Raw genomic sequence first — 22,790 nt, forward strand, 5'->3', positions numbered from 1 at the left:
CGCCGCCTGCCCCTTCGCCATTTGCCGCGTCCTGTCGAAAGGCACGCCCTGTGACCACCACATCCGAACCCGCCCCGCAGCCCCGCACCAGCCCGCCTACCGCCCAGCACCGCACCCGGTTCTTCGACCACCGCATCCCCTCCCTGCATGCCGGGCGCTACATCATCAGCAACCGCCAGACGCTGAAGGACGTCGACCGTGCGGACCGCGTCATCGACGCCACCCCGCAGCCCTTCGACGTCGTCCAGCCGCGCTTCAGCTTCGACCCGACCGGCATCAACGCGCAGTTCCCCGTGCCGGACGCCGTCGGCACCTACAGCCAGACCCTCGCCCACATCAACATCGACGCCCCCGGCCTGCCCTGGAACCGCCTCCTCGGCCCGACCCAGCCGGCCGCCGTCCCGTGGATGGCCCTGCTGCTGTTCCGCGAGGACGAACTCCCCGAGGACCCGGACGCGGTCGGCCTGGTCCAAACCGGCACCGTACGCCAGCTTTTGGAGCCCGCCCTCGGCGAGGGCACGCCTCCCGCTCTGCCGCCGGGAAGCCTACGCCCGGAGGAGTACGACGAGCAGTGCGCCACCATCTTCGTCCCCAAGGCCCTCTTCGACGCAGTCAAGCCGCTGCCCGCCGAGATGGGCTACCTCGCGCACCTGCGCGAGGGCGGACGCCCTGACGCCACCCGCGCCGGCGACGATCCCGATCCCGACGAGGGCGAACTCAACGCCGTCCTGGTTGCCAACCGCTTCCCAGCTGCCGCCGGCGGACGCCACGTAGTGCACCTCGTCTCCTTCGAAGGTCACGACACGTACCTGACCGCCCCGGCGCCCACCGGCGGAGTGCGTTTGGTCTCCCTCACCTCATGGTCCTTCACCACAGAACCGGACTCCGGCATCGGCTTCGGCGACCTCGCCCAGCACCTGGCCACCACCGACGGCACCACCCCCCGCCCCGCCGAGCAACTGCGCCTGCGCGTACCGGCCACCGCACCGGCCAACCCGGCCGGCCCGCAGCAGGAGGCCCTGGACCGCATGGCGTCGGGCGCCGTCGCCCTGCCCCAGCGTCTGGAGAGCGGCGAGCGCACCCTCGCCTTCTACCGCGGCCCCCTGACCGCACTGCCGGCCCGCACCCTGCCCGCGCCGGCGGCCACCCGCCTGGAGTCCCCCGGCGAGGCACTGATCTACCTCCAGCGGTACGGCGTGTTCGACACCGCCTACGCCGCCGCGTTCACCACCGGGCGCACCCTCGCCATCGCGGACGCCGAGTTCCGCACCGCCCTGCTGGAGTTCCGCACCGCCGCCCGCACCGCCGCCCGCCGCCTCGCCTCCCACCCCGAACTCGCCGCACGGTCCGCCGAGGCCCTGACCGGCCGCCACCTCACCGCACCCCTGGCCTTCGAGTCCTTCGACCGCCTCCTCACGGACGGCGACGAACCCAGCGACGGGCGAGGCGGCGGTGCCCGCCTCAACCAGGCCCTCACCCAAGCCGGCCCGCAGCTGCGGGCCGGCCGCCGCCGGACCGCCGCCCGCAACCGCCGCTGCCCCGGCGACGCGCGTGCTGTCCTCGCCCAGCCCGGTGTCGCCGCCCTGCTCACCCAGGCCGCGCCCGACCACTTCGCGAAGGTCACCGCATGGCTGGACGCCCTGCGCCGCCTGGAGATGCTGAGCCTGTCCCACCTGGTACCCGACCCTCGCGCGCTTCCGGCCGAGAGCATCCGCTTCGCCCACCTCGATCCGGCCTGGGTGCGAGCGGCGGTGGACGGCGCGCTGAGCGTCGGCGTCGGACACGCCCTGGACGCCGACCTCAACGCCCTCGCCACCGGCGGCGGGCCCGTTCCCAAGTGCGCGGTACTGGTCAACTCCGGCCTGGTCCCGAACTGGCCCCACATGATCGTCACCGCCTACCAAGGCACAGCCGTTGTCGAACCCGTGCGCGACGCGGTGTTCGGCCTGGAGACCCGCCTGCTGCTCTACCCGGAGGTCATCGACCGCTTCGAGCTGGCCGAACCCCCGCGCGGCCTGTGCTTCGGCATCGGCGACGTCGGCACCATCGAGCTGCGCGAGATCACCGGAGACCGGATCGGCCACCCCATGGGCGAGTTCCCCCAGCCGGCCGGATTCGCACGATTCCTGCGCCCCGGCGGGCGGGACGTCCTCAACGTCGACGGCAACGGGGACGCGCTGCTGCCCGCCCTGTCCCGGGCGCACGGTCTTCAAGGAGACCAGCGGCTCTCCTCCGCCCAGTTCGCCCTGCAGATGATCAACGCGCCGCAGGTACAGAACTTCTCCCGGCCCTGAGCCCCGACCACCCCGTACCGACGAAAGGATTCCGGGCCATGTCCGTGGACAACACCCTCATCGTGCCGGTCGAGGTCGCGGCCCTCGCCGTCAACCGGCAGACCCGTGACACCGGCACCCCGCACGTGTTCCACCGGTGGATCACCAACTTCAAGGACGTCGCCGAGGGCGTGCCCCCTGAGCCGGCTCCGTTCGACGGCGCAGAGGACTGGACCGGGCGGGAGGACCGCCTCGGCGTCTACCTCCAGTGGGAACTTCCGGCCGCCCTCACCCGTGGCCGCCACGACGAACAGGAGGGCATCGGAGACTTCCCGCTGGTGCCCAACCGGTGGCTCGTCGTGCGCCACGCCGAGAGCACCCGCGCGCTCAGGGCCTGGATCGTCGAGAGCGACTACCTCGACCCGATGGACGGCAGCGTTTCCTTCCAGAACCCTGACTTCGACCCCGGCACCGACAGCGAGGAACCCGCCGGGACACTGATCGGCAAGTGTCACGAACTCACCGGCCCCTGGCGCGAGCCCACCGGCCGCCGCGCGCCGTTCCTCACCGCGATCGGCCCCGGCCTGCTGACCTTCTCGGTCTTCCAGCCCTACAACAAAAACGTCTTCTCCCTCCATGACACCCTCCTGGACACCTCCGAGGGCGAACTGCCGGCGCGGGAGCGGCTCAGCTACTTCGTCGTCGGCTGGTACGCGGACGCCGACAGTGACATCCTCGCCGGCGCGGACGACCTCGCTACGCTGCTGGAACGCCTCCAGTGGACGCCGCCCGTCGGCTCCGGCAGCGGCATCCGCTCCTCCGTCTACTCCGGGACCGTCCTGCACCTGGACTGGGACCTGACCGGTCCCGTCCCCGACTCGCCCTGCCCCAGGCCCGCCGACGTCACCGCGATCGTGTCCAACAGCATCGCCGAGGCCGTCGCCGAACTCGGCGGCCAGGCCGACGGCCACAGTGCGCTGTCCGCCGAGGAGGCCGGGCTGTTCCGGGCGTTCCTGCTCGGCGGCATCGACGCCCTGGAGGAACGCGACCGGCCCGAGGCCGACATCCTCACCGACCGCCGCGCCCACGACTGCGCCTTCGGCCCGGTCTCGGGCGGATACCGCTGGTTCATCGGCGAACGCGGCGAGGAGACCGGCCACATCACATCCCGGGCGGCCCGGACGGCGGAGGCCGAGACCGTCGCCGACCTCAACCGCCGCCAGGCCGCCCACGACGCCACCGAAGCCGAACTCGACGCCGCCCGCGAACACCTCTACCACCTGTGGTGGCTCACCCACCTGAAGAAGAAGCACGCCGACTTCAACGCGCGCATCGACGACGAACTCGACCCCCGCAACCCGGACGGCGCAGCCGGACGCGTCGTCGCCCTCGCCAACCGTCTGGCCGACCAGCGTGCCGAGCTGCCCTGGGGCAAGAGCGAGGCGGACCTGGCGGCCCGTATCGACGCCCTGTACCCGGCCTACGGCGCCCGCGCTGCCCGCCGCCTGATCCGCGTTCCCGCCGAGGAATTCGAGTACAGCGCCGACCCGGTCCTCACCCTGGAGGGCGCCAACCTCCACGCCCCCCTCACCCGCGACACCGCCCTGCCCTGCCGCACCCCCGAGCGCCTGGTCACCCGCGCCTCCGGCATCAGCACCGCCGACGTCGCCGCCACCGCCGCCCAGATCGACCTCACCGGGCAGCAGCCGCACTGCCTGCCTGCGCTGCTCAGCGAGTTCCTCATCCTGGAGCGCGCCCTGCAGACCGGGGCGATCCGGGACGTCACCGGCACCCTGCCCGAATACGGCACCGCCAAGTGGACGATGCCCTGGCAGCCGCTGTTCCTGCTCTGGAAGGCCGAGTACTTCCCTCTGCCCTTCCGTGACGACGACACCCCGCACTGGGAGTTCATCGACGGCACCCGCTACCAGTGGAAGGGCACTGGCGAGCCCGGCAAACCGCTGACCGTCTCCGGCCGCCAGATCCTCGCCCCCTCCGCCGGCCACATCGTCGACGGCACCCTGCAGAGCTACGCCCGCGTGCGCGACCAGCTACCGGCCGACACCCTGCGACAGGTTCGCTCCCAGGCCCGCGAGGCGAACTACCTCTCCCAAGTCCTTGACGGCTTCGGCGCTGCCATCGCGCAACGCCAGCCCCTGGCCGGCCTCCAGCCCACCGGCAGCCTCGCCGACCTGATCGGCAGCGGCGACTACCCGCCGCCGGACCCCGGCCCCCTCAAGGCCAGCGACTGGGACCCCGATCCCGTCTCCACCTTCCAGGAACTGCGCGCCGGCCAGCTCGCCTTCCTCGAACTGGCTGTCGTCGACCGCTTCGGACGCTCCGTCAACCTCATCACCAACCCGGCCCACTTCCACCCCGAGATGCCCGACACCATGCGTCCGGCCCACCCCGTCAGCGGCTACGACTCCCACCGGCTCATCGAGCTGGGCCCGCGCCTGCTCCAGCCGGCCCGGCTGCGGTTCGACTTCCTTACCGCCACCACCGACGAAGAGACCGACCTGACGCCGGGGTCCAACCCCGTGTGTGCATGGCTGCTGCCCAACCGCCTCGATGAGTCTCTCGTCGTCCACGCGCCCGACGGTGCAGCGCTCGGCGAACTGCGCGTCACCCTGAACACTGCCGGCCGGCGGGAAGTCTCCTGGTCCGCCCTGCCCGGCTCCGAAGTGACCCGATTCGAACAGCTGGAGGCACTGGCCCCCCACCCCTATCGGTTGCTCGACGCGGTGAAGAGCCGGGGTCCGGGGACCTTCGACGCGTTCCGCGCCACCCTCGACCAGGCCCTGCAGACCATCGACCCGGACGGTCCTGCCGACCCCGGCCTCGGCTTCCTCATCGGCCGCCCGCTCGCCCTGGTGCGCACCCGCCTGGCCATGAACCTGAGCGGCCCACTGCGCACCGACGTCAGCTGGCAGAACCTCTTCCAGCCATCCCCCTCCCAGCTGCCCACCTACCCCTGGACGATCCGCCTCGGCGAGGCACAGCAGAGCGACGACGGCCTGGTCGGGTACGTCCTGGACGACGACTACGAGCACTTCGAGACGGTCGTCGAGCCGTCCCCAGACGGCGGGGAGTACCTGCGGCCCATCGGTGACGTGCCGGACCTGGAGCTGAACTTCGGTGACCGGAGCACCGCGGTCGCCACCCTGCTGCTGGACCCGCGGGCTGCCGTGCACGCCACCACCGACATCCTCGCCACGAAGCGGGTGTTCGTTCCGCAGGAGTTCACCGACGAGGCGATCGCCCGGATGAGCGTGAACTTCCGTACCGGTCCGCTGCTGGCCGCCACCACCGCCCTGCGCGGCGCGGGGGGTGAGAGTGAGGAGACCATCCTCACGCCGTCCCCGGCCGGCGTGGTCGGTACCTGGAGCTGGTCGGAGAACCGGGGCGGCGACTGGGCGAAACTGCCGATCCTCGGCCAGGACCAGTACGACCTTCCCCTCGCCGAACCCGAAATCCGCTCCGGTTTCCTCACCCTCGACGACGCCGTCCCGCACAGCCGCACCAGTCACTGACCGCTCGCCACCACCGCGCCGCCCCAGACCCGGGGCGACGCGGCCCGCCGAATTCCCGAGGAGCCCGTCATGACCCTGATCGTCCAGATGCAGGACACCGGCACCACCGCAGCCAATGATCCGCTGCTGTCGTACACCATTACCACCACCCCGAGCCCGCTCAAAGCCTGGCCGGAGAACCCGGAGGCCACAGGGGATCCAGGGGAGATCGTCATCGCCGTCGCCCGGCAGAGCGGCACCATCGCCGACGTGGAATCGATCCGGCTCAGGGTGCCCGCCGGCACCATGTCACCCGACCTCACTACCGACCTTGCGGCGATCACTGCTCAGATCACCCTCGACGGCTGGAGCGTCCGTCTGGACACCGCAGCCAAGGAGTTCGTCTTCTCGCCCGCCGCCGGACACACCCCCATCGGTCCCGACCTCGGCTTCACCATCCAACTGTCCGACATCCCGATGAGCCGCAAGGTCGGCACATCCCCCCTCACCCTGACGGAGAAATCCCGCACCGGAAACGCCCAATTCCAGGAACGGACCACCGTCTTCAACGTCGGCAAGTTCCCCGCCGACTTCTACCTCCGCAACTTCCTGTGCGAGCCGTCCATCATCTCCAACGGCGGCGACGTCAAGCTCACCTGGGAACGCTCCGCCAACGCCACGTACGAGCTGCTCTACCCCGGCGTCGAACGCGACGTCACCAACCGCACCAGCCTGGAGCTGGAAGGCATCGCGTCCGACACCGCCTTCTACCTCCGTGCCACCACCGGCGATCCCACCAACCCCGTCACCCGCATCCTCTCCACCCAGGTCACCGTCCTCAAGCCCGACCTCGACGTCGGCAACCTCACCGTCAACGGCAACGTCATCGCCAAGGGCGACCTCACCATCGCGCCGGACGGACAACTGACCGTCCCCAAGATCGTCAGCAACGGCGATCACATCGAAGTGGGCAGCAGCATCCAGCAGACGGCCGGCGGTATCACGGTCAGCAGCGGCGGCCTGACCGTCCAAGGGGACTCCACCGTCTCGGGCGCACTCACCGCCACGACGGTGACAGCCCGCAACAATCTGGTAGTCGGCCTCGCCAGCGCCAGCGCCCTCTACAACGACATGCCCGGTCACACGGCGGACAAGATGGTGGACGGCCGGGACGACACCTTTTACCAGTCGAGGTTCTTCCCGAGGGTCGACGACTGGGCGATGGTCGACCTGGGGGAGATCCGACGCATCACCAGCATCGAGATCCACTGCACGCTGATCGCCGCACGGGTGGAAACCTCGACCGACCAGAGCAACTGGACCTCACACGGGCAAGTCACCCCTCCGGTGTCCAGCCACGCGCTTCCAGGCGGCGGAGTAGAGGCCCGGTACGTCCGTGTCCTCATCACCCAACCCATGCTCGTCGCATTTCAGATCAACCAGTTCATCGTCACCCCCGGCGCTGCCTTCGCTGCGGGCTTCGGCCCGAGCGGCGCGCTCGGCGTGGAGCAGACCGCTGGCGATGCACCAGCCGTGACGACCACCGCCGACCACCCCGCGGCACAAGACGGCCGGCCCACGTCCGCGGACGCACCCGTCCCACCGGCGGACGCGGACTCTCCGGACGGAACGCCCATGTAGGCGCGGTGCGCCAGTCAAGCAAGCCGGGCACCGTCGTGAAAGGACGCACGGGACACTGCCACCCGTAGCCGCACCAGCGGCTGAGCCACCATTACCGCGCCGCCTCATGCCAGGGCGGCGCGGCCACCCGATCCCCAAGGAGCCGACCGCTATGCGGTCACCGTCCCGTCCCCTCATGCCCATGAGAACAGGACGAGCCCGTTCACATTCAGCAAGAAGATGCGGCCCAAGCGGTCGGGGTACGTGGTGGCGTGGGGGAACAAATGGGTCATCATGGTGCCCCCTCCCACCCCCTACAGCGCGGAAAGGTTCGGATCGCCGCGGCCGAGGTCGAACTTCTGCGCCCAGGCGTAGCTGTTGGCACTCAGGCGTTCCGCATCGGCACCGGTCCGTTTCAACGGCAGCACATGGCACCCCGACACGGGGCTTCTGCGTGCACCGCGGCAGCTGACTCTCACGACACACCCACACGGCCACAGGAAAGTGCACGCCCAGCAAGTAACCCACCAGTAACTTTCCGACAGCAGACCGGCATGCGAAGGTAACGAAAGGGACTTTTCCCTCAGTGAAGGAGATTCGCCATGGCCACGGTTGCAGAACTCCAGCCCGACCCGAATCGGGAGGTGCGCATCGTCAGCCACCGTGAGAGCAGCAACGGGGCGTACCACGACGGGATCGTGCGCGCGGTCACGTGCGCCAACGCCGACGAGAACCTGTACGCCGTCACGCTGTACAGGCCGACGTACGGCAGCGAGTCCACGTGCTACGTCTACGGCACGGACCCGGTGACCGAGCCCACCCGGAGCGCAGTTCCCGCGGACACTGAGCGGTCCTACGCCGATCGCCAGCGGGCATTCGACCGGCAGAACTTCGGGTTGCCCCCGGAGGACAACTAGCCGCTCGCGGGTCGTCTTCTTCCTGCCCGGCCGCCGCCCGGGTCTGAGACCACGGCGCAGGTGATTTCCTGTCAGGCGGTCGTGTCGTTTCTCAGCCGATCGGTCCTAACCCGTCACGGCCGTGTGTCGTCAGACATAGTTCGCCGACAGACGGCCGGCTCGTCCAAGGGACACGGACGGACGGAGGCCAAGCCGGTCGCCCGCGCCGTTCTCGCCGGCGACCCCCACCAGCGTCCCGGCGGACACATCAAGATCCACATCGCGCAGGACCTGCCTGCCGCCCTACGCCTTGCAGACTCCGCTGATCCGCAGCCGCGGCCGATGTGACCGGTGGCGCGTCGTCACTGCCTGCACATGAACCCCTCGAATGATCGGACAGGTGGAGCGATCCGACCGGGGCCCGCCGCAGAAGCGGGGGCCGCGCAGGCTCATGTCCCCTGGTCTGCCCGGCTCATGACCGCTCACCCGCGCCCGGTCCGGACGGTCCCGACGGTCCGGCCCTCGGCGGACCGATCCGCCACGCTGCTGCCCGGTGTCCAACGAGTCCGTACCGCTGCTGTAACGGCAGCCACCACTGTTCCGTTGAGCAACCGACATCACCACTTGACAGGCTTGACGCCTCCCCCGTCGAGCGTGACCCCGAGCCGCTGCCCGCCGTTGCAGGAGGCGATGCTCCTGACACCACGGAAGACCTCAGCGCTCCCTCGGTCGTGATCGGTGCGGGCCCCCACGGCCTGGCGGCCGCTGCGCTACTGCGCCGCTCCGGTGTGCCGGCCGTGATCCTGGAACGGTCGGAGCGAGTGGGAGCGAGCTGGGCGCGGCGTTACGATCATTTGCTCCTGCACACCACCCTCGGCGCCTCGAAACTCCCCGGCCTGTCGGTGCCGCGCCAAGCGGGCCCCTGGGTGAGCCGGGACGACTACGTGCGCTACCCGGAACGCTACGTCGCCCATCAGGGGCTCGACGTCCGGGTGGCCACCCCAGTGCAGCGCATCGAGCGGGCCGAGCGAGGTTCGAAAGCACAGTGGCTGGTCCACACCTCCCGCGGCCCGGTGCTCACCGGCGCGGTCGTAGTGGCCACCGGGCGCTGTCACACCCCGAACATCCCGGACTGGCCCGGACGTTCGACCTTCACCGGCACGCTGCTCCACTCGACCCACTACCGCTCTCCGGCCCCCTACCGCGGTCAGCACGTCCTGGTGGTCGGCACCGGCAACAGCGGTACCGAGATCGCCGGCGTCCTCGCCGGGGCGGGAGCCGAACGGGTACGGATCGCGGTCCGTACCCCACCCAACATCCTGCCTCGAGCCAGCGCTCGATGGCACGCGGTCGGCCGGCTGACGGAGGTTCTCCCGCTCGCGTGGCGCGACCGCACCTCCCTGCTGACACAACGCCTCGCGGTGCCCGACCTGACCTCACGGGGACTGCCGCGGCCCTGCACGGGCCTGTACACCCGCAATGCCCGCGAAGGAATCAACCCTGTGCTCGACCACGGTTTCCTGGCCGCCGCCCGGTCCGGGCAGGTCGAGCCGGTCGCGTCTGTCCAAGCGTTCGACGGCCCCGACGTGGTGCTGGCCGAGGGCACACGGCTGCGACCCGACACGGTCATCGCCGCCACCGGGTACCAGCCCGCCCTGCACGACCTGGTCGGGTCCCTGGGTGTACTCAACGAGGACGGGCAACCCCTCATCGTAGGGGCACAGACCCATCCCGAAGCCTCGCGCCTGTACTTCACCGGATACACCAATCCCCTCACGGGTGTCCTTCGTCAGGCCGGCATCGAAGCGCGCGCCATCCCGCACGCGCTACGACGCGAGACGGTGGGGGTCCCCATTCCCTCCCCCCGCGTCGCGGACCGCACGACCGACACACTCCACAGAGGGCACGCTTCGAGTTGACGGGGCCTCGGAAAGCTCGGGCCTTCAGTGGCGTCCCCCGCAGGGCGACTAAGAGGCCGTGCAGATAGGCGGCGTAGAAAGCCTCAGTATCAAGGTGAGCATAGGCCCGAGTGAACATGTAGTTGCGACGCTCTGTGACTGCTGAAAAAACCTACGCGCGTCTTCCGTTTCACGTCGTCTGCCTGGCCAGCCTGTGCAGGGCCCGCCAGGCAGGTGATCCGGGGTCGGCCGTGATCAGGACGACTTCCTGGTCTTCCTCGGGTACGAGCAGGACGTCACAGTTCAACCGCAGCGTGCCGGCTTCCGGGTGGTCGATGGTCTTGGTGCGGTGCCCGGGAGCGTGGACCGGACGTATCTGCCAGATCTGCCGGAACTCCTCGCTGCTGGCGTGCAGTTCTGCCAGCAGGGCGGTCAGCTGCGGGTCGTGCGGGTAGCGGTCGGCGGCCCGGCGCAGCCGCGCCACCACGATGTGCCCGAACTCCTCGACGCTGGCGCCCTCGTGTATCCGCGCCTGGCCCAGGAAGCGGCGCCGGGCCAGGTTTATCGTCCCGCCTGCGAGGTCGCCGCCGAGCAGTGCCTGGGCCAGGGGGTTCCAGGCGACGACGCCGTAGGCCGCGTCGGTGACGATGGCAGCGGTCTGCGGCAGTCGCTCCAGCATCCGGGCCACGTGCGGGCGTACCCGCCGCACGACGTTGCTGCCGGGCGGCGCGCTCGATCCCGCCAGGCGGAACAGGTGGCTGCGCTCGGCCGGTGTGAGCCGCAGTGCCTGAGCCAGCGCGTCCAGGATCCGGGCCGACGGCCGCGGTCCGCGGGCCTGCTCCAGCCGCGTGTAGTAGTCGACCGACATGTGGGCGAGGTCCGCCACCTCTTCGCGGCGCAGGCCCGGCGTGCGGCGGGCGGTGCCCGTCGTCGTCAGGCCGATCTCGTGCGGGCGCAGGCCCGCCCGGCGGTCCCGCAGGAAGCGGGCCAGTTCCTGCCGCGCCATGCCGCCTCCCGCCGCCTGCCTGGTACAGGTTGTCCCTGGCAGTGCGCCCACCGCCAGAGGACCGTAGTTGCCATGAACGATCGCACAGCTCTGGTCACCGGTGCCAACAAGGGCATCGGCAAGCACATCGCCCGGCTGCTCGCCGCTGAGGGCCTCACCGTGTACGTGGGCTCCCGCGACCCGGGGCGCGGACAGCGGGCCGTCGAGGAGATCGGCGTCGGCGCCCGGCTGCTGGTCCTCGACGTGACGGATCCCGACGGCATCGCATGGGCGGCGGCTCATGTGGACCGCCTGGACGTGCTGGTCAACAACGCCGGCATCGCACCATCGCTGGCCTCGCCGGCTGACACCGGCGTCGAGGAGTTCCGGCGCGCATACGAGACCAACGTGTTCGGGGTGGCGGCGGTGACCAATGCCTTCCTGCCCGCCCTGCGCCGGTCCCCGCACCCGCGCATCGTCAACATCTCCAGTGGCACCGCGTCGCTGACCTGGAGTACGAACCCCAATCCCCAGTTCACGCCGGGAAGCGGTGGCGCCGCCGCCTACCGGTCGTCCAAGGCCGCCCTCAACGCCCTTACCGTCTTCTACGCCCAGACGCTGGCAGAGGACGGCTTTAAGGTCAACGCGCTCGCCCCCGGCCTGCGGGCGACCGATCTCACCCCCGGGGCCGCCGCTGTCGGCGACGACCCGGCCGAGGCCGCCCACGGTGCCCTCCGCCTGGCCCTGCTGCCGGACGACGGCCCCACCGGTGGCTTCTTCTCCTGGGACGCAACGCCCGTGCCCTGGTGAATTGGTGATCAGTCATGGGCAGCGCCGGGGGGCGGTTGTCCCAGCGGTGGGTGGTCCAGACTCGGCGGATGAGGCTGCGGACGGTGATGATCGTGTCCGCGAGGTCAAAGAAGGTGTTGACAACGGTCGAGCGGCGCTCGTAGCAGCGGGCAAGGCGGTGGAAGGCGTTCTGCCAGGCGTGGGTGCGCTCGACATGCCACCGCTGACTGGCCTGGATCGACGCCTTCTCGCCCTTGTGCGCGATGCGGCCGTTATCCATCCGTCATGCCCGAGCGTTTCAGGCCCTGTTTGCCGCGGTCGACCGGTGAGCGCCCGGCGACCTCGCCGCCGCCGGGGGCCTTGGTGATGGAGCCATCAACGGCGATCTGGTCGAGCACGAGCCCGACGATCCGGTCGTAGGACTCCAGCGCGATCTGCTTGAGCCGGGTGAAGACGCCGAGCCGGATCCACTCGTCACGGCGGTTGCGGATGGTGGTCACCGAGCAGGTCGTGTCGGAGATCGCCTGATACGAGCAGCCGAACCGCAGGAGCTGCAGCAGCTTGTCGAACACGATCCGGTCGCTGATGCGGGGCCGGTGGCACCCCAGCGGGTGGGACGGATCGACCGTCGGGCGCTCGGGCAGCAAGGCAGCGAATTGGTCCCACAGCGGGCCGGTCAGCCATGATGGCAGCACGGGCACAGGTTCCCCCAGTGATCACAGAGCGTCGCAACTCCATGATCACGGAGACCTGTGCCCGCATCGCTGCCTGGGTCTCCACCCCGCCTATCTGTGCGGGCTCTAAATGGCATCGCGCCTACGGCGACACAGTCCCTGCCCTCCTGGGCCGCCGACCAGGACCTGCCGGCCTCCCTCTCGTCAGCTGACGCCGACGGGCCGCCGCCATGCAGGCGGCTGGTGGATCGCGGCCATGCCCTGCAGCGGGTGCAGGCTGTCCCGGCGAGGAGAAGGTCGGCTGCCCCGACGCGGGAAAGCGTGCGGATGCTCCGCGGAGACGTATGCCGGGTGCTCACCGCGACCTCGGCGCCTCATACCGTTGACGACGCTGATATACGACCCATCCCACGCACCCGCTGGAGCAGCCTCACCCACCTGACGCTCCGTCGGACAGTGTCACATGAACGTCAGGAAGGTCGTTCCATACGCCCCCATGGACCCGGGACAACGCGCCCTTCACCTCGCGAGAGGTCCTACGAAGCCGCGGGTCAAACCACTCCCCCGGCACCAGACAGGTTCCACACTGTGTTTTCAGGGGAACACGGCGAACGCAACCGGACGCGTGGGGCAACCCAACCCCTCCTCATCACTCGCGACCGACATTCGGGACTTCAGGTACGGCTCCCCCCTGCGGCACCAGGATGTGCTCGAGCAGTCGCAGCAGAGAAGACGAGCCTTCGGTGCATGCCGGACTCCGGTTGGGGTACTCGCATCGATTCGGCCTTGAACAGAGGAGGGACATGGACGACGTCGCCCTTCCCGGCAGGGAAAATGTTCCCCTGTCCGGGGATCAGGCGCGTTCCGGCCCCCTGCTCGACGGAACGCTTGAAAACCTGCGGGTGTCCGCCATCGCGGTCGATGACGATGGCCTCATCATCGCGGTCAACAGGGCGGCCCAAGACCTGCTGGGCAGGGAAGCCTCAGAACTCGTCGGTCAGGACTTCCACGACCTACTGCACCGGGACAGATACGGGCACTCGGTGCCGCGCACGCGCTGCCGGATGCGAAAGGCGCTCCTCACGGGGGACACCAAGCATGGCGACACCGAGTGGTTCGCTCGCGGGGACGGCACTCTCGTACAGCTGTCCTGGCTGGTCACGCCCTACTCACCCGGCCCCGGCGGGACAGGTGCGCTGGCGATGCTGTACGCGCCGGAGCAGCCTGACGCTCGCCCCAGCGACGGCGGGCATTCCGCGCCGCTGACAGAACTGGACCGACTGGCTCTGCTGGCGGAGACGACCACGCAGCTCACATCCACCCTGGACGTCGACGAGGCGCTGCACCGACTGGCGTCCCTGACCGTACCCCGGCTCGCGGACTGGGCCGTGTTCGACCTGCTCACCGAACGGGACGAGGTACGACGTGTTCTCGTGATGGAGCACAAGGACGGCATTCTCGTCGAGCGGGACGACCTGCAAGGCCCGATGCCTCCCGTGCCGGCGGACTCGCCGATGCCCCTGTCACGGGCCCTGCGCGGCGCCGCCTCCTCCCTCGCCGGCCCCGCCACCTACCATGGTCCGCCCGACTCCGGCATAGCGGTCGAGCAGCAGCGCCTGTTCACCGCGACAGGTATGCACTCCGCCGTCATCGCACCCATTCGCGGGCTGCGCGACGTACTCGGCGCCCTGACCCTGGGCCGCGCCCAGCGTCATGACTCCTTCACCCCTGCCGACCTGCCGCTGCTGGAGGACCTCACTCGCAGGGCGGGCCTGGCGCTGGACAACGCACGTCTGTATCAACGCCAGCGGAAAGTCGCCGAGACCATGCAACGGCACCTGTTGCCCCAGCTGCCCGTCCTGCCCGGGCTGGAGATGACAGCGCGCTACGTACCCGCTCCGGACGCCTCCTCCGTGGGGGGTGACTGGTACGACGCCTTCGCTCTGGCCGCCCACGCCCACGCACTGGCCATCGGCGACGTCGTCGGACACGATCTCGACGCCGCAGCCGGCATGGCGCAGGTCCGCAACATGCTGCGCGCCTTCGCCTGGTCCGACCCCGAGGCCGCACCCAGCGCCGTCGTCACACGGCTCGACGATGCCGTGATGCACATCGCCGAGGTACCCATGGCCACCATGATCCTCGCCAGGCTCACCCTCGGGAACGACACACTGTGGCGTCTACGCTGGACGAACGCCGGCCACCCGCCGCCCCTGCTCATCACCCACGACGGCCAGACACGCTTCCTCGACGAGGCTCACGGCATACTCCTCGGAACCGGAGTCACCAGACCTCGCCCCGACGCCGTCACCGTCCTGCCACCCCAGGCCACGCTCCTGCTCTACACCGACGGACTGGTCGAATCCCCGCACCGCTCCATCGATCACGGGCTTGACCGCCTGCGCCGACACGCGGCCTCCCTCGCCCACCGCCCCCTCGACTCCTTCTGCGACTCGCTGCTGGACCGGGTCCGCCCCAGTAACAACGATGACGACGTCGCCATGATCGCGCTGCGCACACCCCGCACACCCCCTCCCGCAGGACCCGCCTGACCCGGGCGTGGGGCAGATCGAGTGGGCGGAACGGGAGACGGTCGAAGCTCCTTAGCTGGTGGGCTGAGGTTTCGAACGCCTCTCTCCACCGCGCGAGATCTTCGCGCGGTGCGGGCCCCGTACCGCCCCACCGGTGAGCGGCGCGAGAACGCAGTCCTTGACGTCACCTGGGAAGTCGCCCTACCGACGAAGGCAGCCCCCGCGCTTCACCTTCCCCTGCTCTTTGACCTCCGGACCCCAACGAAAGGTCCCCACATACCTTCAGAACGGGCGTCAGGTGAGCGACACGAGCGGCACATGCCGTCCATGCGAATATCTCGGTCCGGAGCCCGGGGCCCTCCTGGCCACTGTCGAAACCGCAGGTCGGAAGCCCTCCCGGACATTCGGCAAGACTCCACACCACGCACCTCGGGGGACAGGTCGAGGAGCCACCGGCGACCCTCAGCAATCCAGAGAAGCAAGTCAGAGCCCCGTTGCTGCAGGCTCCAAGTGCGCCCGCGCTCCACGTGCGACGTCATCGGAAGGATGTCACCGACGGAGTAAGCAGGAAACCTGCAGTCAGTGGCCGTTTCGAGCCTGCCCGGAGGTTCACAGGGCTGCGGAGTGTCAAACGAGCGTCACGCGTGACACGCGCCCGAACTCCCACGGACCGCTCTGGAGGGAAGGCTCCACAGGACCGGCGATGCGCTCGGTCGCTGTCACGCGGTCCGTCTCGTGCCCACGGCGTGGGCGAGAGCGGCGTCGAGGAGCTGACGCAGTCCGGCCAGGGTCGGTGCGACGGCGGTGGCGAGGAGCGCCGCCTCGTCGGCGAGGGGCGACAGGATGCAGTGTCCCCGTAGTGGGTCGCCGAGGACCAGGGATGCCGGTGGCGATTCGACGTCGGGGGTGACGAGGAGCAGTTGGCCCGCCGCGCGGTGGCCGCCCAGTACGGCGGGCCCGTCCCATGCGGGTGCCTGGGTGCCGTAGACGGTCTGCTGGTCCAGGATCGTCCGGCCCGCGCGGAGAACGGTCAGTCGTGTGGACAAGTGGCCCGGAGGTTCGGCGGAACGTCCGAGGAGTTGTTCTTCGCGCAGGAGCACGTGGGACGTCCCCTCGAGGTCCACCCGGCAGGTCTGGCGCAGGCTGCTGCCGTCGGTACTGATCAGTGGCTGAGGCAGCCAGTGCAGGGAGGCACCCGCGCCTGCGGTCAGCCGTACGTCGTAGGTGGCGGGGTCGGGTGTGGCGCCGCGTAAGGCAATGGTGGCGGCGGCCGTTGTCACCTCCAGCCTGGTGTGGGCTGCGGCGGTGATGTCGAGCGCGAGCTGATCGCCGCCGAGGGGTGCGCTCATCGCGCCGAGCACGCAGACCCGCGCCCGTTCTCCGTGCGGTCGCAGCCGGCGCAGGTGGAAGGGGCCGTCGCTGTGCAGGAGGGGGACGGTGGTGGTACGGCCGTTGTGGGTTGCCCGGAGGCGGGCCGTGGCGCTGAGGCCGGCGGGGTGAGCGGGGTCTGTGGCAGGGCGCCTCATGAGCGGCGTGTGCGGTGCGGGGGCGTTAGCCGAGCGTCGTGGAGGCGCCCCGTCGCCGGCGGCCGCTTGAGACGTCGCGGTCGGCGCCTGGGCAGCGGCCTTCACCGGGCGGCCCTGGTCCGCCAGGCGGCAAGGCACTCGGTGACCCAGTCCGCGACGGGCCTGATGCCGTCGTCCGAGGTGAGACTGGTGAAGGCGAACGGCAGATCCTTGCGCTGCCTGCGGGTGTCGGCACTCATCGTGTCCAGGTCGGCCCCGACGTACGGCGCGAGGTCGGTCTTGTTGACCACGAGGAGGTCTGCGGTGGTGATGCCGGGGCCGCCCTTGCGGGGGATGTCGTCGCCGCTGGCCACGTCGATGACGAAGACCTGGGCGTCGACCAGTCCGCGGGAGAAGGTCGCTGTGAGGTTGTCCCCTCCGGACTCGATTAGGATCAGGTCGAGCGGACCCAGTGTTTGTTCGAGTTGCTCGACGGCTTCGAGGTTGGCGGAGATGTCGTCGCGGATGGCGGTGTGCGGGCAGGCCCCGGTCTCGACGGCGGTGATCCGCTCGGGTGGCAGTACGGCTTCGCGGCGCAGAAAGTCGGCGTCCTCCTGGGTGTAGATGTCGTTGGTGACCACGGCGAGGGACAGCCGGTCGCGCAGGGTGCGGCACAGCGCGGCGACGGTGGCGGTCTTGCCCGAGCCGACCGGTCCGCCGAAGCCGATCCGCAGGGCGCGGGGTCTCCCGTCCGGACGCTGGGGATCGGCGCTGTGGGTGTGGCGCTGCGGCATGGTGACGGGGTGGTCCAGGTGCACAGGAGACTCCGTGTCGGTGCGGAAGGGGTCAGGATGCGAAGAGGCGTACGGTCCGGACGGCGTGCTGTTCTCCGGTGATGTCCAGCAGGGGTGCGGACGCGGCGGGCAGGACGGCGACGCCGGCCGCGGCGACGCGCTCGGCCGCCGCCGCTGCGGTATCTGCGACGGTGTCGCACTCGCCGGTGAGGCGGGCCAGGACCGCTGTTGCGTCGAAGGGGTCGAGGCTCAGCAGCCGTACCGCTGCGGTCGCCGGGCCGCCGACACTGTCGAACGCGGCAGCTTGGGCGGCGTCCAACGGAGACAGACCGGCGGCCCGGGCCGCGACGCCGAGGACGACCGGCTGGTGCACGCCTCCGGGCCGGTGGTGAGCGAGGTGGTCGAGGTCGGCACAGGGCCACGCGGCGCGGGCGGCGCGCAGCATCTGCCGACCCAGTCGGCGGGCGACGCGTCGCAGCGCGGGTGCCGGCGTGCGGGCGTCGGCGGCGTCGTCCAGGGCGAGCGGGTCGTGGCCGGTGGCGGCCGCGGCGGCCAGGCCGGCCGCGGTCAGTCCCGTGGTGTGCAGTCGCCCGCGGCAGAACGCCTCCAGGCTCGCGGTGTCGTGGACGGCCCCGGAGGCTACGGCGGCTTCCATACCGCCGGAGTGGGCATGCCCTCCGGCGGGGAAGCGGCCGTCGGCCAGGACGAGCAGGGCGGTACGGCTCATGAGGAGACAGGCTCGCCTTTCGGGAGAAGGCGGTGGGGCCGGCCTGGTCGCATGTGGCCGGCCCACGGTCGCGGAGGGCGGTCAGAAGAGGAAGTACCGCTGGGCCATGGGCAGTTCCGTGGCGTAGTTGCGGCCGACCTCGTGTCCGTCCACGCTGGTGCGCACGTCGGACGTCGTGGCGCCGCCGATGGTGACCAGGAAGGTCTCGGGGTCGACGACGATGTCCGGTACGCCGTCGTTGTGGATCATGTCGGCCTTGGTGACACCGCGGGTGGAGCGGATCGCCCGCAGCGGCTTGAACAGGCCGAGCTGCGGCAGCCGCCCGCCGAGGGCGGCCTCGGAGACGAAGTTGAAGGAGTTCGCCGCCGGGGAGCGCCCTTGGCACCCCCAGACCGGGCGCGGCAGGTAGGGCTGCGGGGTGGGGATGGAGGCGTTGGCGTCGCCGATCTGGGCGTAGGCGATCTGGCCGCCTTTGATGACCATGTGCGGTTTGACGCCGAAGAACTTCGGCTCCCAAAGGACCAGGTCGGCCAGTTTGCCGGTCTCCACGGAACCCACCTCGTGGTCGATGCCATGGGTGATGGCGGGGTTGATGGTGTACTTGGCGATGTAGCGCCGGGCCCGGAAGTTGTCGGCCCGGGAGTCGTCCTCACGCAGATGTCCGTAGCGGGACTTCATGACGTGCGCGGTCTGCCAGGTCCGCATGATCATCTCGCCGATGCGTCCCATGGCCTGGGCGTCCGAGGACATCATCGAGATGGCGCCCATGTCGTGCAGCACGTCCTCGGCGGCCATGGTGGAGGGCCGGATCCGGGAGTCGGCGAACGCCATGTCCGCCGGGATCTCGGGGTTGAGGTGGTGGCACACGATCATCATGTCGACGTGCTCCTTGACGGTGTTCACCGTCAGGGGCCGGGTCGGGTTGGTCGAGGCGGGCAACACGTTCGGCTTGCTCACGAGGCTGATCATGTCCGGGGCGTGGCCGCCGCCGGCACCTTCGATGTGGAAGATGTGCAGGCCGCGGTACTTGGCGTCCTTGGTGTCCGATGCACCGTCCTTGGTCGCGGCGAAGGTGTTGTGCACGAATCCCGACTCGTTCAGCGAGTCGGCGTGAAGTGCCACCTGGACACCGGTCTGTTCACACACGCTGAGGGCCGCGTCGATCACCGCGGGGGTGGCCCCCCAGTCCTCGTGGATCTTGAAGCCGAGGGCCCCGGCCGCGACCTGGTCAAGCAGCGCCTTCTGGGAGACGGTGCTTCCCTTGGCGAGCAGGCCGACGTTCACCGGATAGGCGTCCAGCGCCTCGAACATCCGCTGGATATGCCACTCACCGGGCGTCACCGTGGTGGCGGTACTGCCCTCGGCGGGGCCGGTACCGCCGCCGATCAGCGTGGTCACCCCGGCGGCCAGGGCCTCGTGGATCTGGCCGGGGCACAGGAAGTGCACATGCGTGTCGACGCCGCCCGCGGTCAGGATCCGTCCCTTGCCCGAGATCACCTCCGTCTCGGGGCCTACGACGAAGTGCGAGGCGCGTGTGTCCTCGTGGGGCCTTTCGGACATGGTCTCGGGGTTGTACGCCTTGCCGATCGCCTGGATCCGGCCGTCACGCAGCCCCACGTCGGCCTTCACCACGCCCCAGTGGTCCAGGATCAGCGCGCCGGTGATGACTGTGTCCACCGGTTGGCGTGGGTCGTCGCGCGGGATGTGCGACTGCCCCATGGACTCCCGAACGACCTTGCCACCGCCGAAGACCATCTCGTCGCCGCTGCGTCCGGGGCCCCCGCACCAGTCGTCCTCGACCTTCAGGACGAGGTTGGTGTCGGCGAGCCGGACCCGGTCGCCGGTGGTCGGCCCGTACAGGTCGGCGTGGGTCGACCGCGGCAGCGGGTCCCAGGCTCGCGGTGTTCCGTCGTCGTGCTGTTCAGTCCTGTCGGGCATCGAGGTACTTCTCCTCGTCGGTCTTGCCGGTCTGGAGTCCGTGCACGATCCGCTCGCCGGCGATCGGCACCAGCATCACAGTCCGCTCATCACCGGGTTCGAACCGCTCGGAGGTGCCGGAGGGGATGTGGAGCCTCATGCCGTGGGCGTCGCGGCGGACGAAGTCCAGTCCCTCGTTGGCCTCGGCGAAGTGGAAATGGGAACCCACCTGGATGGGGCGGTCCTTGGGATTGGACACCCGCAGCGCTACGGGCGTCGCGTCCTCGTTGAAGACCACCCGGTGCTCGTCGTCGTCGGGCAGCAGCTCCAACTTTCCCGGATGGAGGTCCACTTCGTCGGCTGCCTCGTCGAACGGGTCATGGATGGTCACCAACTTGGTGCCGTCCGGGAACGTCGCCTCGACCTGAACGTTGTCGATCATCTCCGGGACGCCGTCCATGACTTCACTGCGCTGCAGCACGTGCCGTCCGGACTCCATCACGGCGTCGACGGTCGCACCGGCGCGTGCCTCCTCGTAGACGTGCGCCGTCAACAGTGCCATGACCTCGGGGTAGTTGAGCAGCAGCCCGCGCTCGCGGCGCCGCCGGGCGACATCCGCCGCCACATGGACCAGCAGACGCTCCTGTTCGTGCGGAGTCAGATGCATACGGCCCCTTTTCCTGTTCGTCGCTCTCGTGCAGGACGGTCGGACGCCGCACCGGAGCAGGGCGGTCGGAGGGCCGCCTGCGGCGTGCGCCACTCACCGATCATCGGGAAGGCGAGGGCTCCGACAACCGGGAATCGTGCCACCGGCCCCGAAGTGATGAACTGGAAGCGTGCGGTTGCACCGCCAGCACTCAGCCGCGCCGGGACGCGCCCATGACCGGTCTCAGTCGGTTGAGCACGGCAGCCGAACTCAGGCAGGCTCGAGGGCGTCGTCGAGAAGGAGTGCTGCCATGAGGTGTTTCCGCAAGGCATGCGGATTACCCAACAGCGCCGGCACCGTCACGGTCGACGGCCAGAGCCACCGGCCACACCCGCGGCGAACTCACCGACCTGCGCCGCCACAAGATCGGATCGTCTTCGAGAAGCCCAACCTGCTACCCTCCCTCACCGCCGCCGAACAACTCCAGGTCATGGCCCAGGTCGACAGCCGCAAACCCCGCACCGCCCGCACCCGTGCGATGGAACTCCTCGACGCCGTCGGCCTCGCCGACCAGGCCGGCCGACGGCGTCACCAGATCTCCGGCGGCCAGTGCCGGCGCGTCAACATCGCCCGCGCCCCCATGAACGACCCCACCGTCCTCCTGGTCGACGAGCCCACCAGTCGCCCTCGACCACCAACGCGGCGCCGCCGTCCTCGACCTGATCACCCGCCTCACCCACCAGCAGGCCACCGCCACCGTCCTGGTCACCCACGACCGCACCCACCAAACAGCAGTCGACCAGATTGCCGAAGTACACGACGGACGGCTCACCCTGCCGCCCCCGACCTGCTGATTGCCTGAAGCGCTACGAGCGACTGCGGCCATCCGTCCTTCGGAAGCCGGAGCAGAAGGACGGACCACCGCTCGCCTGGCAGCGGCGCTGACGCATTCCACGCCGTCAGGGCACCGGCGCCGCGCTCGAATGACGAGCCATCAGAACGAGCGTCAACCGAGCGTCGAGACGGTCGGCTTCGCCTCGGTCCCAGAGAACGTAAGGCCCGCACCGCCATCCCCGCAGGTCTGCTGGAACACGTGGTCAGATGACTTTCGCGAACAGACGACGCGCTTCACGCCTTGCACTTCGGGGAACAGGTCGAGCACGCCCGGCCAGACCTGAGCAGCACAATAAAACCACAGGTCAAAGGCCCTTTGCGGCAGGCTCCAAAGTAGCCACACACTCCACGTGCGACGTCAACGGAAAGATGTGCAGTTTGGCCCGCACCGGACAACATGCAGGTCAGAGGTAGTTTTCCAGCCCACTACTGGACCCGCGAAAGGCTTCGTGCGTCATACGTGCGTCACCGCCGCATACGTGCGTCAGAGACGCCGAGACCACGATCATGACGTGGCAAGGTTGCGTCCACGGAAGTGGTGTATGGGTTCGACCTGATCCGGGGGTTTGCTCCGGCATCGGGGTGGAGTCCGCATAGACGAACGGCCACCGGCTGATCTTCGAGGTGTCGAAGCCCGAAGGAGATCAGCACGATGACCGCACCTGACAGTCGCCCCTGCACGCCCTCGCGGAAGACAACCTCGCCGCGGCGAGTCCCGATCTGCTGCACGCGATGATCAAGACGTTCGCCGACGCGCTCATGTCCGCCGAGGCCGACGCCCTCTGCAACGCCGAATACGGCCAGGTCAGCGAGGAGAGACTCAATCACCGCAACGGCTATCGCCCGCGTGAGCGGGACACGAGGGCCAGCACGATCGAACTGGTTGTCCCCAAGCTCTGGACCGGTAGCTACTTCCCGCACTGGCTTCTCGAACGCCGACAGCGAGCCGAGCAGGCCCTCATCAGGGTGGTCGCCACCGCCTACCTGCTCGGCGTCTCCACTCGCCGTGTCGAGAAACGCGCCGAGAGCCTGGGTGTCACCCAGCTGTTGAAATCTCGGGTCAGCGCGATGGCCAAGCATCTGGACGAGCAGGTCGCCGCGTTCCGCAACCGTCCCCTGGACCAAGGCA

Annotated in this window: 14 protein-coding genes and 2 pseudogenes; 9 read left to right on the forward strand and 7 right to left on the reverse strand. The window is 69.7% G+C overall.

Annotated features, from left to right (window positions below; all coding sequences use genetic code 11):
- Window positions 1–50 precede the first annotated feature (50 nt).
- From ACIBVL_RS29180 to ACIBVL_RS29200, 5 genes are all read left to right on the forward strand, one after another.
- The gene (locus ACIBVL_RS29180) at window positions 51–2,294 is read left to right on the forward strand and encodes a hypothetical protein (protein ID WP_399101526.1); all 2,244 of its coding nucleotides are present in this window, start codon (window positions 51–53) and stop codon (window positions 2,292–2,294) included.
- Window positions 2,295–2,332: 38 nt separating this feature from the next.
- Window positions 2,333–5,806 (forward strand): hypothetical protein, encoded by a 3,474-nt coding sequence (locus ACIBVL_RS29185; protein ID WP_399101528.1) that lies wholly within the window; start codon window positions 2,333–2,335, stop codon window positions 5,804–5,806.
- Window positions 5,807–5,875: 69 nt separating this feature from the next.
- Window positions 5,876–7,426, forward strand: a complete 1,551-nt coding sequence (locus tag ACIBVL_RS29190; protein WP_399101530.1) for a discoidin domain-containing protein — start codon at window positions 5,876–5,878, stop codon at window positions 7,424–7,426.
- A 581-nt stretch (window positions 7,427–8,007) separates the two neighbouring features.
- Window positions 8,008–8,322, forward strand: a complete 315-nt coding sequence (locus ACIBVL_RS29195; protein ID WP_399101532.1) for a hypothetical protein — start codon at window positions 8,008–8,010, stop codon at window positions 8,320–8,322.
- 647 nt (window positions 8,323–8,969) lie between these two features.
- Window positions 8,970–10,220: a flavin-containing monooxygenase gene (locus tag ACIBVL_RS29200; RefSeq protein ID WP_399101830.1), complete on the forward strand. Its 1,251-nt coding sequence runs from the start codon at window positions 8,970–8,972 to the stop codon at window positions 10,218–10,220.
- Between the two features lie 169 nt (window positions 10,221–10,389).
- On the opposite strand, the gene ACIBVL_RS29205 is transcribed toward ACIBVL_RS29200, so the two are convergent.
- Window positions 10,390–11,205: a helix-turn-helix transcriptional regulator gene (locus ACIBVL_RS29205; RefSeq protein WP_399101534.1), complete on the reverse strand. Its 816-nt coding sequence runs from the start codon at window positions 11,203–11,205 to the stop codon at window positions 10,390–10,392.
- A gap of 72 nt (window positions 11,206–11,277) precedes the next feature.
- On the opposite strand from ACIBVL_RS29205, the gene ACIBVL_RS29210 reads away from it, so the two are divergent.
- Window positions 11,278–11,994 carry an SDR family oxidoreductase gene (locus ACIBVL_RS29210; protein ID WP_399101536.1) on the forward strand — a complete coding sequence of 239 codons (717 nt, stop codon included), beginning with the start codon at window positions 11,278–11,280 and terminating at the stop codon, window positions 11,992–11,994.
- Between the two features lie 16 nt (window positions 11,995–12,010).
- On the opposite strand, the pseudogene ACIBVL_RS29215 reads toward ACIBVL_RS29210, so the two are convergent.
- Window positions 12,011–12,674 (reverse strand): annotated as a pseudogene (locus ACIBVL_RS29215) (transposase); the annotation flags it as partial.
- Between the two features lie 776 nt (window positions 12,675–13,450).
- On the opposite strand from ACIBVL_RS29215, the gene ACIBVL_RS29220 reads away from it, so the two are divergent.
- Window positions 13,451–15,199: a SpoIIE family protein phosphatase gene (locus ACIBVL_RS29220; RefSeq protein ID WP_399101538.1), complete on the forward strand. Its 1,749-nt coding sequence runs from the start codon at window positions 13,451–13,453 to the stop codon at window positions 15,197–15,199.
- A 698-nt stretch (window positions 15,200–15,897) separates the two neighbouring features.
- Here the strand turns inward: ACIBVL_RS29220 and ACIBVL_RS29225 are convergent.
- From ACIBVL_RS29225 to ACIBVL_RS29245, 5 genes are all read right to left on the reverse strand, one after another.
- Entirely contained in the window at window positions 15,898–16,704 is an 807-nt protein-coding gene (locus ACIBVL_RS29225) for an urease accessory protein UreD (protein WP_399101540.1), read from the reverse strand.
- A 101-nt stretch (window positions 16,705–16,805) separates the two neighbouring features.
- Entirely contained in the window at window positions 16,806–17,501 is a 696-nt protein-coding gene (gene ureG, locus ACIBVL_RS29230; protein WP_399101542.1) for an urease accessory protein UreG, read from the reverse strand.
- Between the two features lie 28 nt (window positions 17,502–17,529).
- Window positions 17,530–18,204 carry an urease accessory protein UreF gene (locus ACIBVL_RS29235; protein WP_399101544.1) on the reverse strand — a complete coding sequence of 225 codons (675 nt, stop codon included), beginning with the start codon at window positions 18,202–18,204 and terminating at the stop codon, window positions 17,530–17,532.
- An 81-nt stretch (window positions 18,205–18,285) separates the two neighbouring features.
- Window positions 18,286–20,142, reverse strand: coding sequence for an urease subunit alpha (locus ACIBVL_RS29240; protein ID WP_399101546.1), 1,857 nt, complete (start codon window positions 20,140–20,142; stop codon window positions 18,286–18,288).
- On the reverse strand, window positions 20,126–20,788 hold the full coding sequence (locus tag ACIBVL_RS29245; RefSeq protein ID WP_399101548.1) for an urease subunit gamma: 663 nt from the start codon (window positions 20,786–20,788) through the stop codon (window positions 20,126–20,128). The genes ACIBVL_RS29240 and ACIBVL_RS29245 overlap by 17 nt, the downstream gene beginning before the upstream one ends.
- Window positions 20,789–21,077: 289 nt before the next feature.
- Here ACIBVL_RS29245 and ACIBVL_RS29250 point away from each other — a divergent pair, with 289 nt between their 5' ends.
- Both ACIBVL_RS29250 and ACIBVL_RS29255 read left to right on the forward strand, forming a co-directional pair.
- The gene (locus ACIBVL_RS29250; protein ID WP_399101550.1) at window positions 21,078–21,629 is read left to right on the forward strand and encodes an ATP-binding cassette domain-containing protein; all 552 of its coding nucleotides are present in this window, start codon (window positions 21,078–21,080) and stop codon (window positions 21,627–21,629) included.
- 707 nt (window positions 21,630–22,336) lie between these two features.
- Window positions 22,337–22,789: pseudogene (locus tag ACIBVL_RS29255) on the forward strand (transposase); the annotation flags it as partial.
- Window position 22,790 lies beyond the last annotated feature (1 nt).

Origin of the sequence: Streptomyces sp. NPDC049687, assembly GCF_044465285.1 — a bacterium.
Lineage (GTDB): Bacteria > Actinomycetota > Actinomycetes > Streptomycetales > Streptomycetaceae > Streptomyces.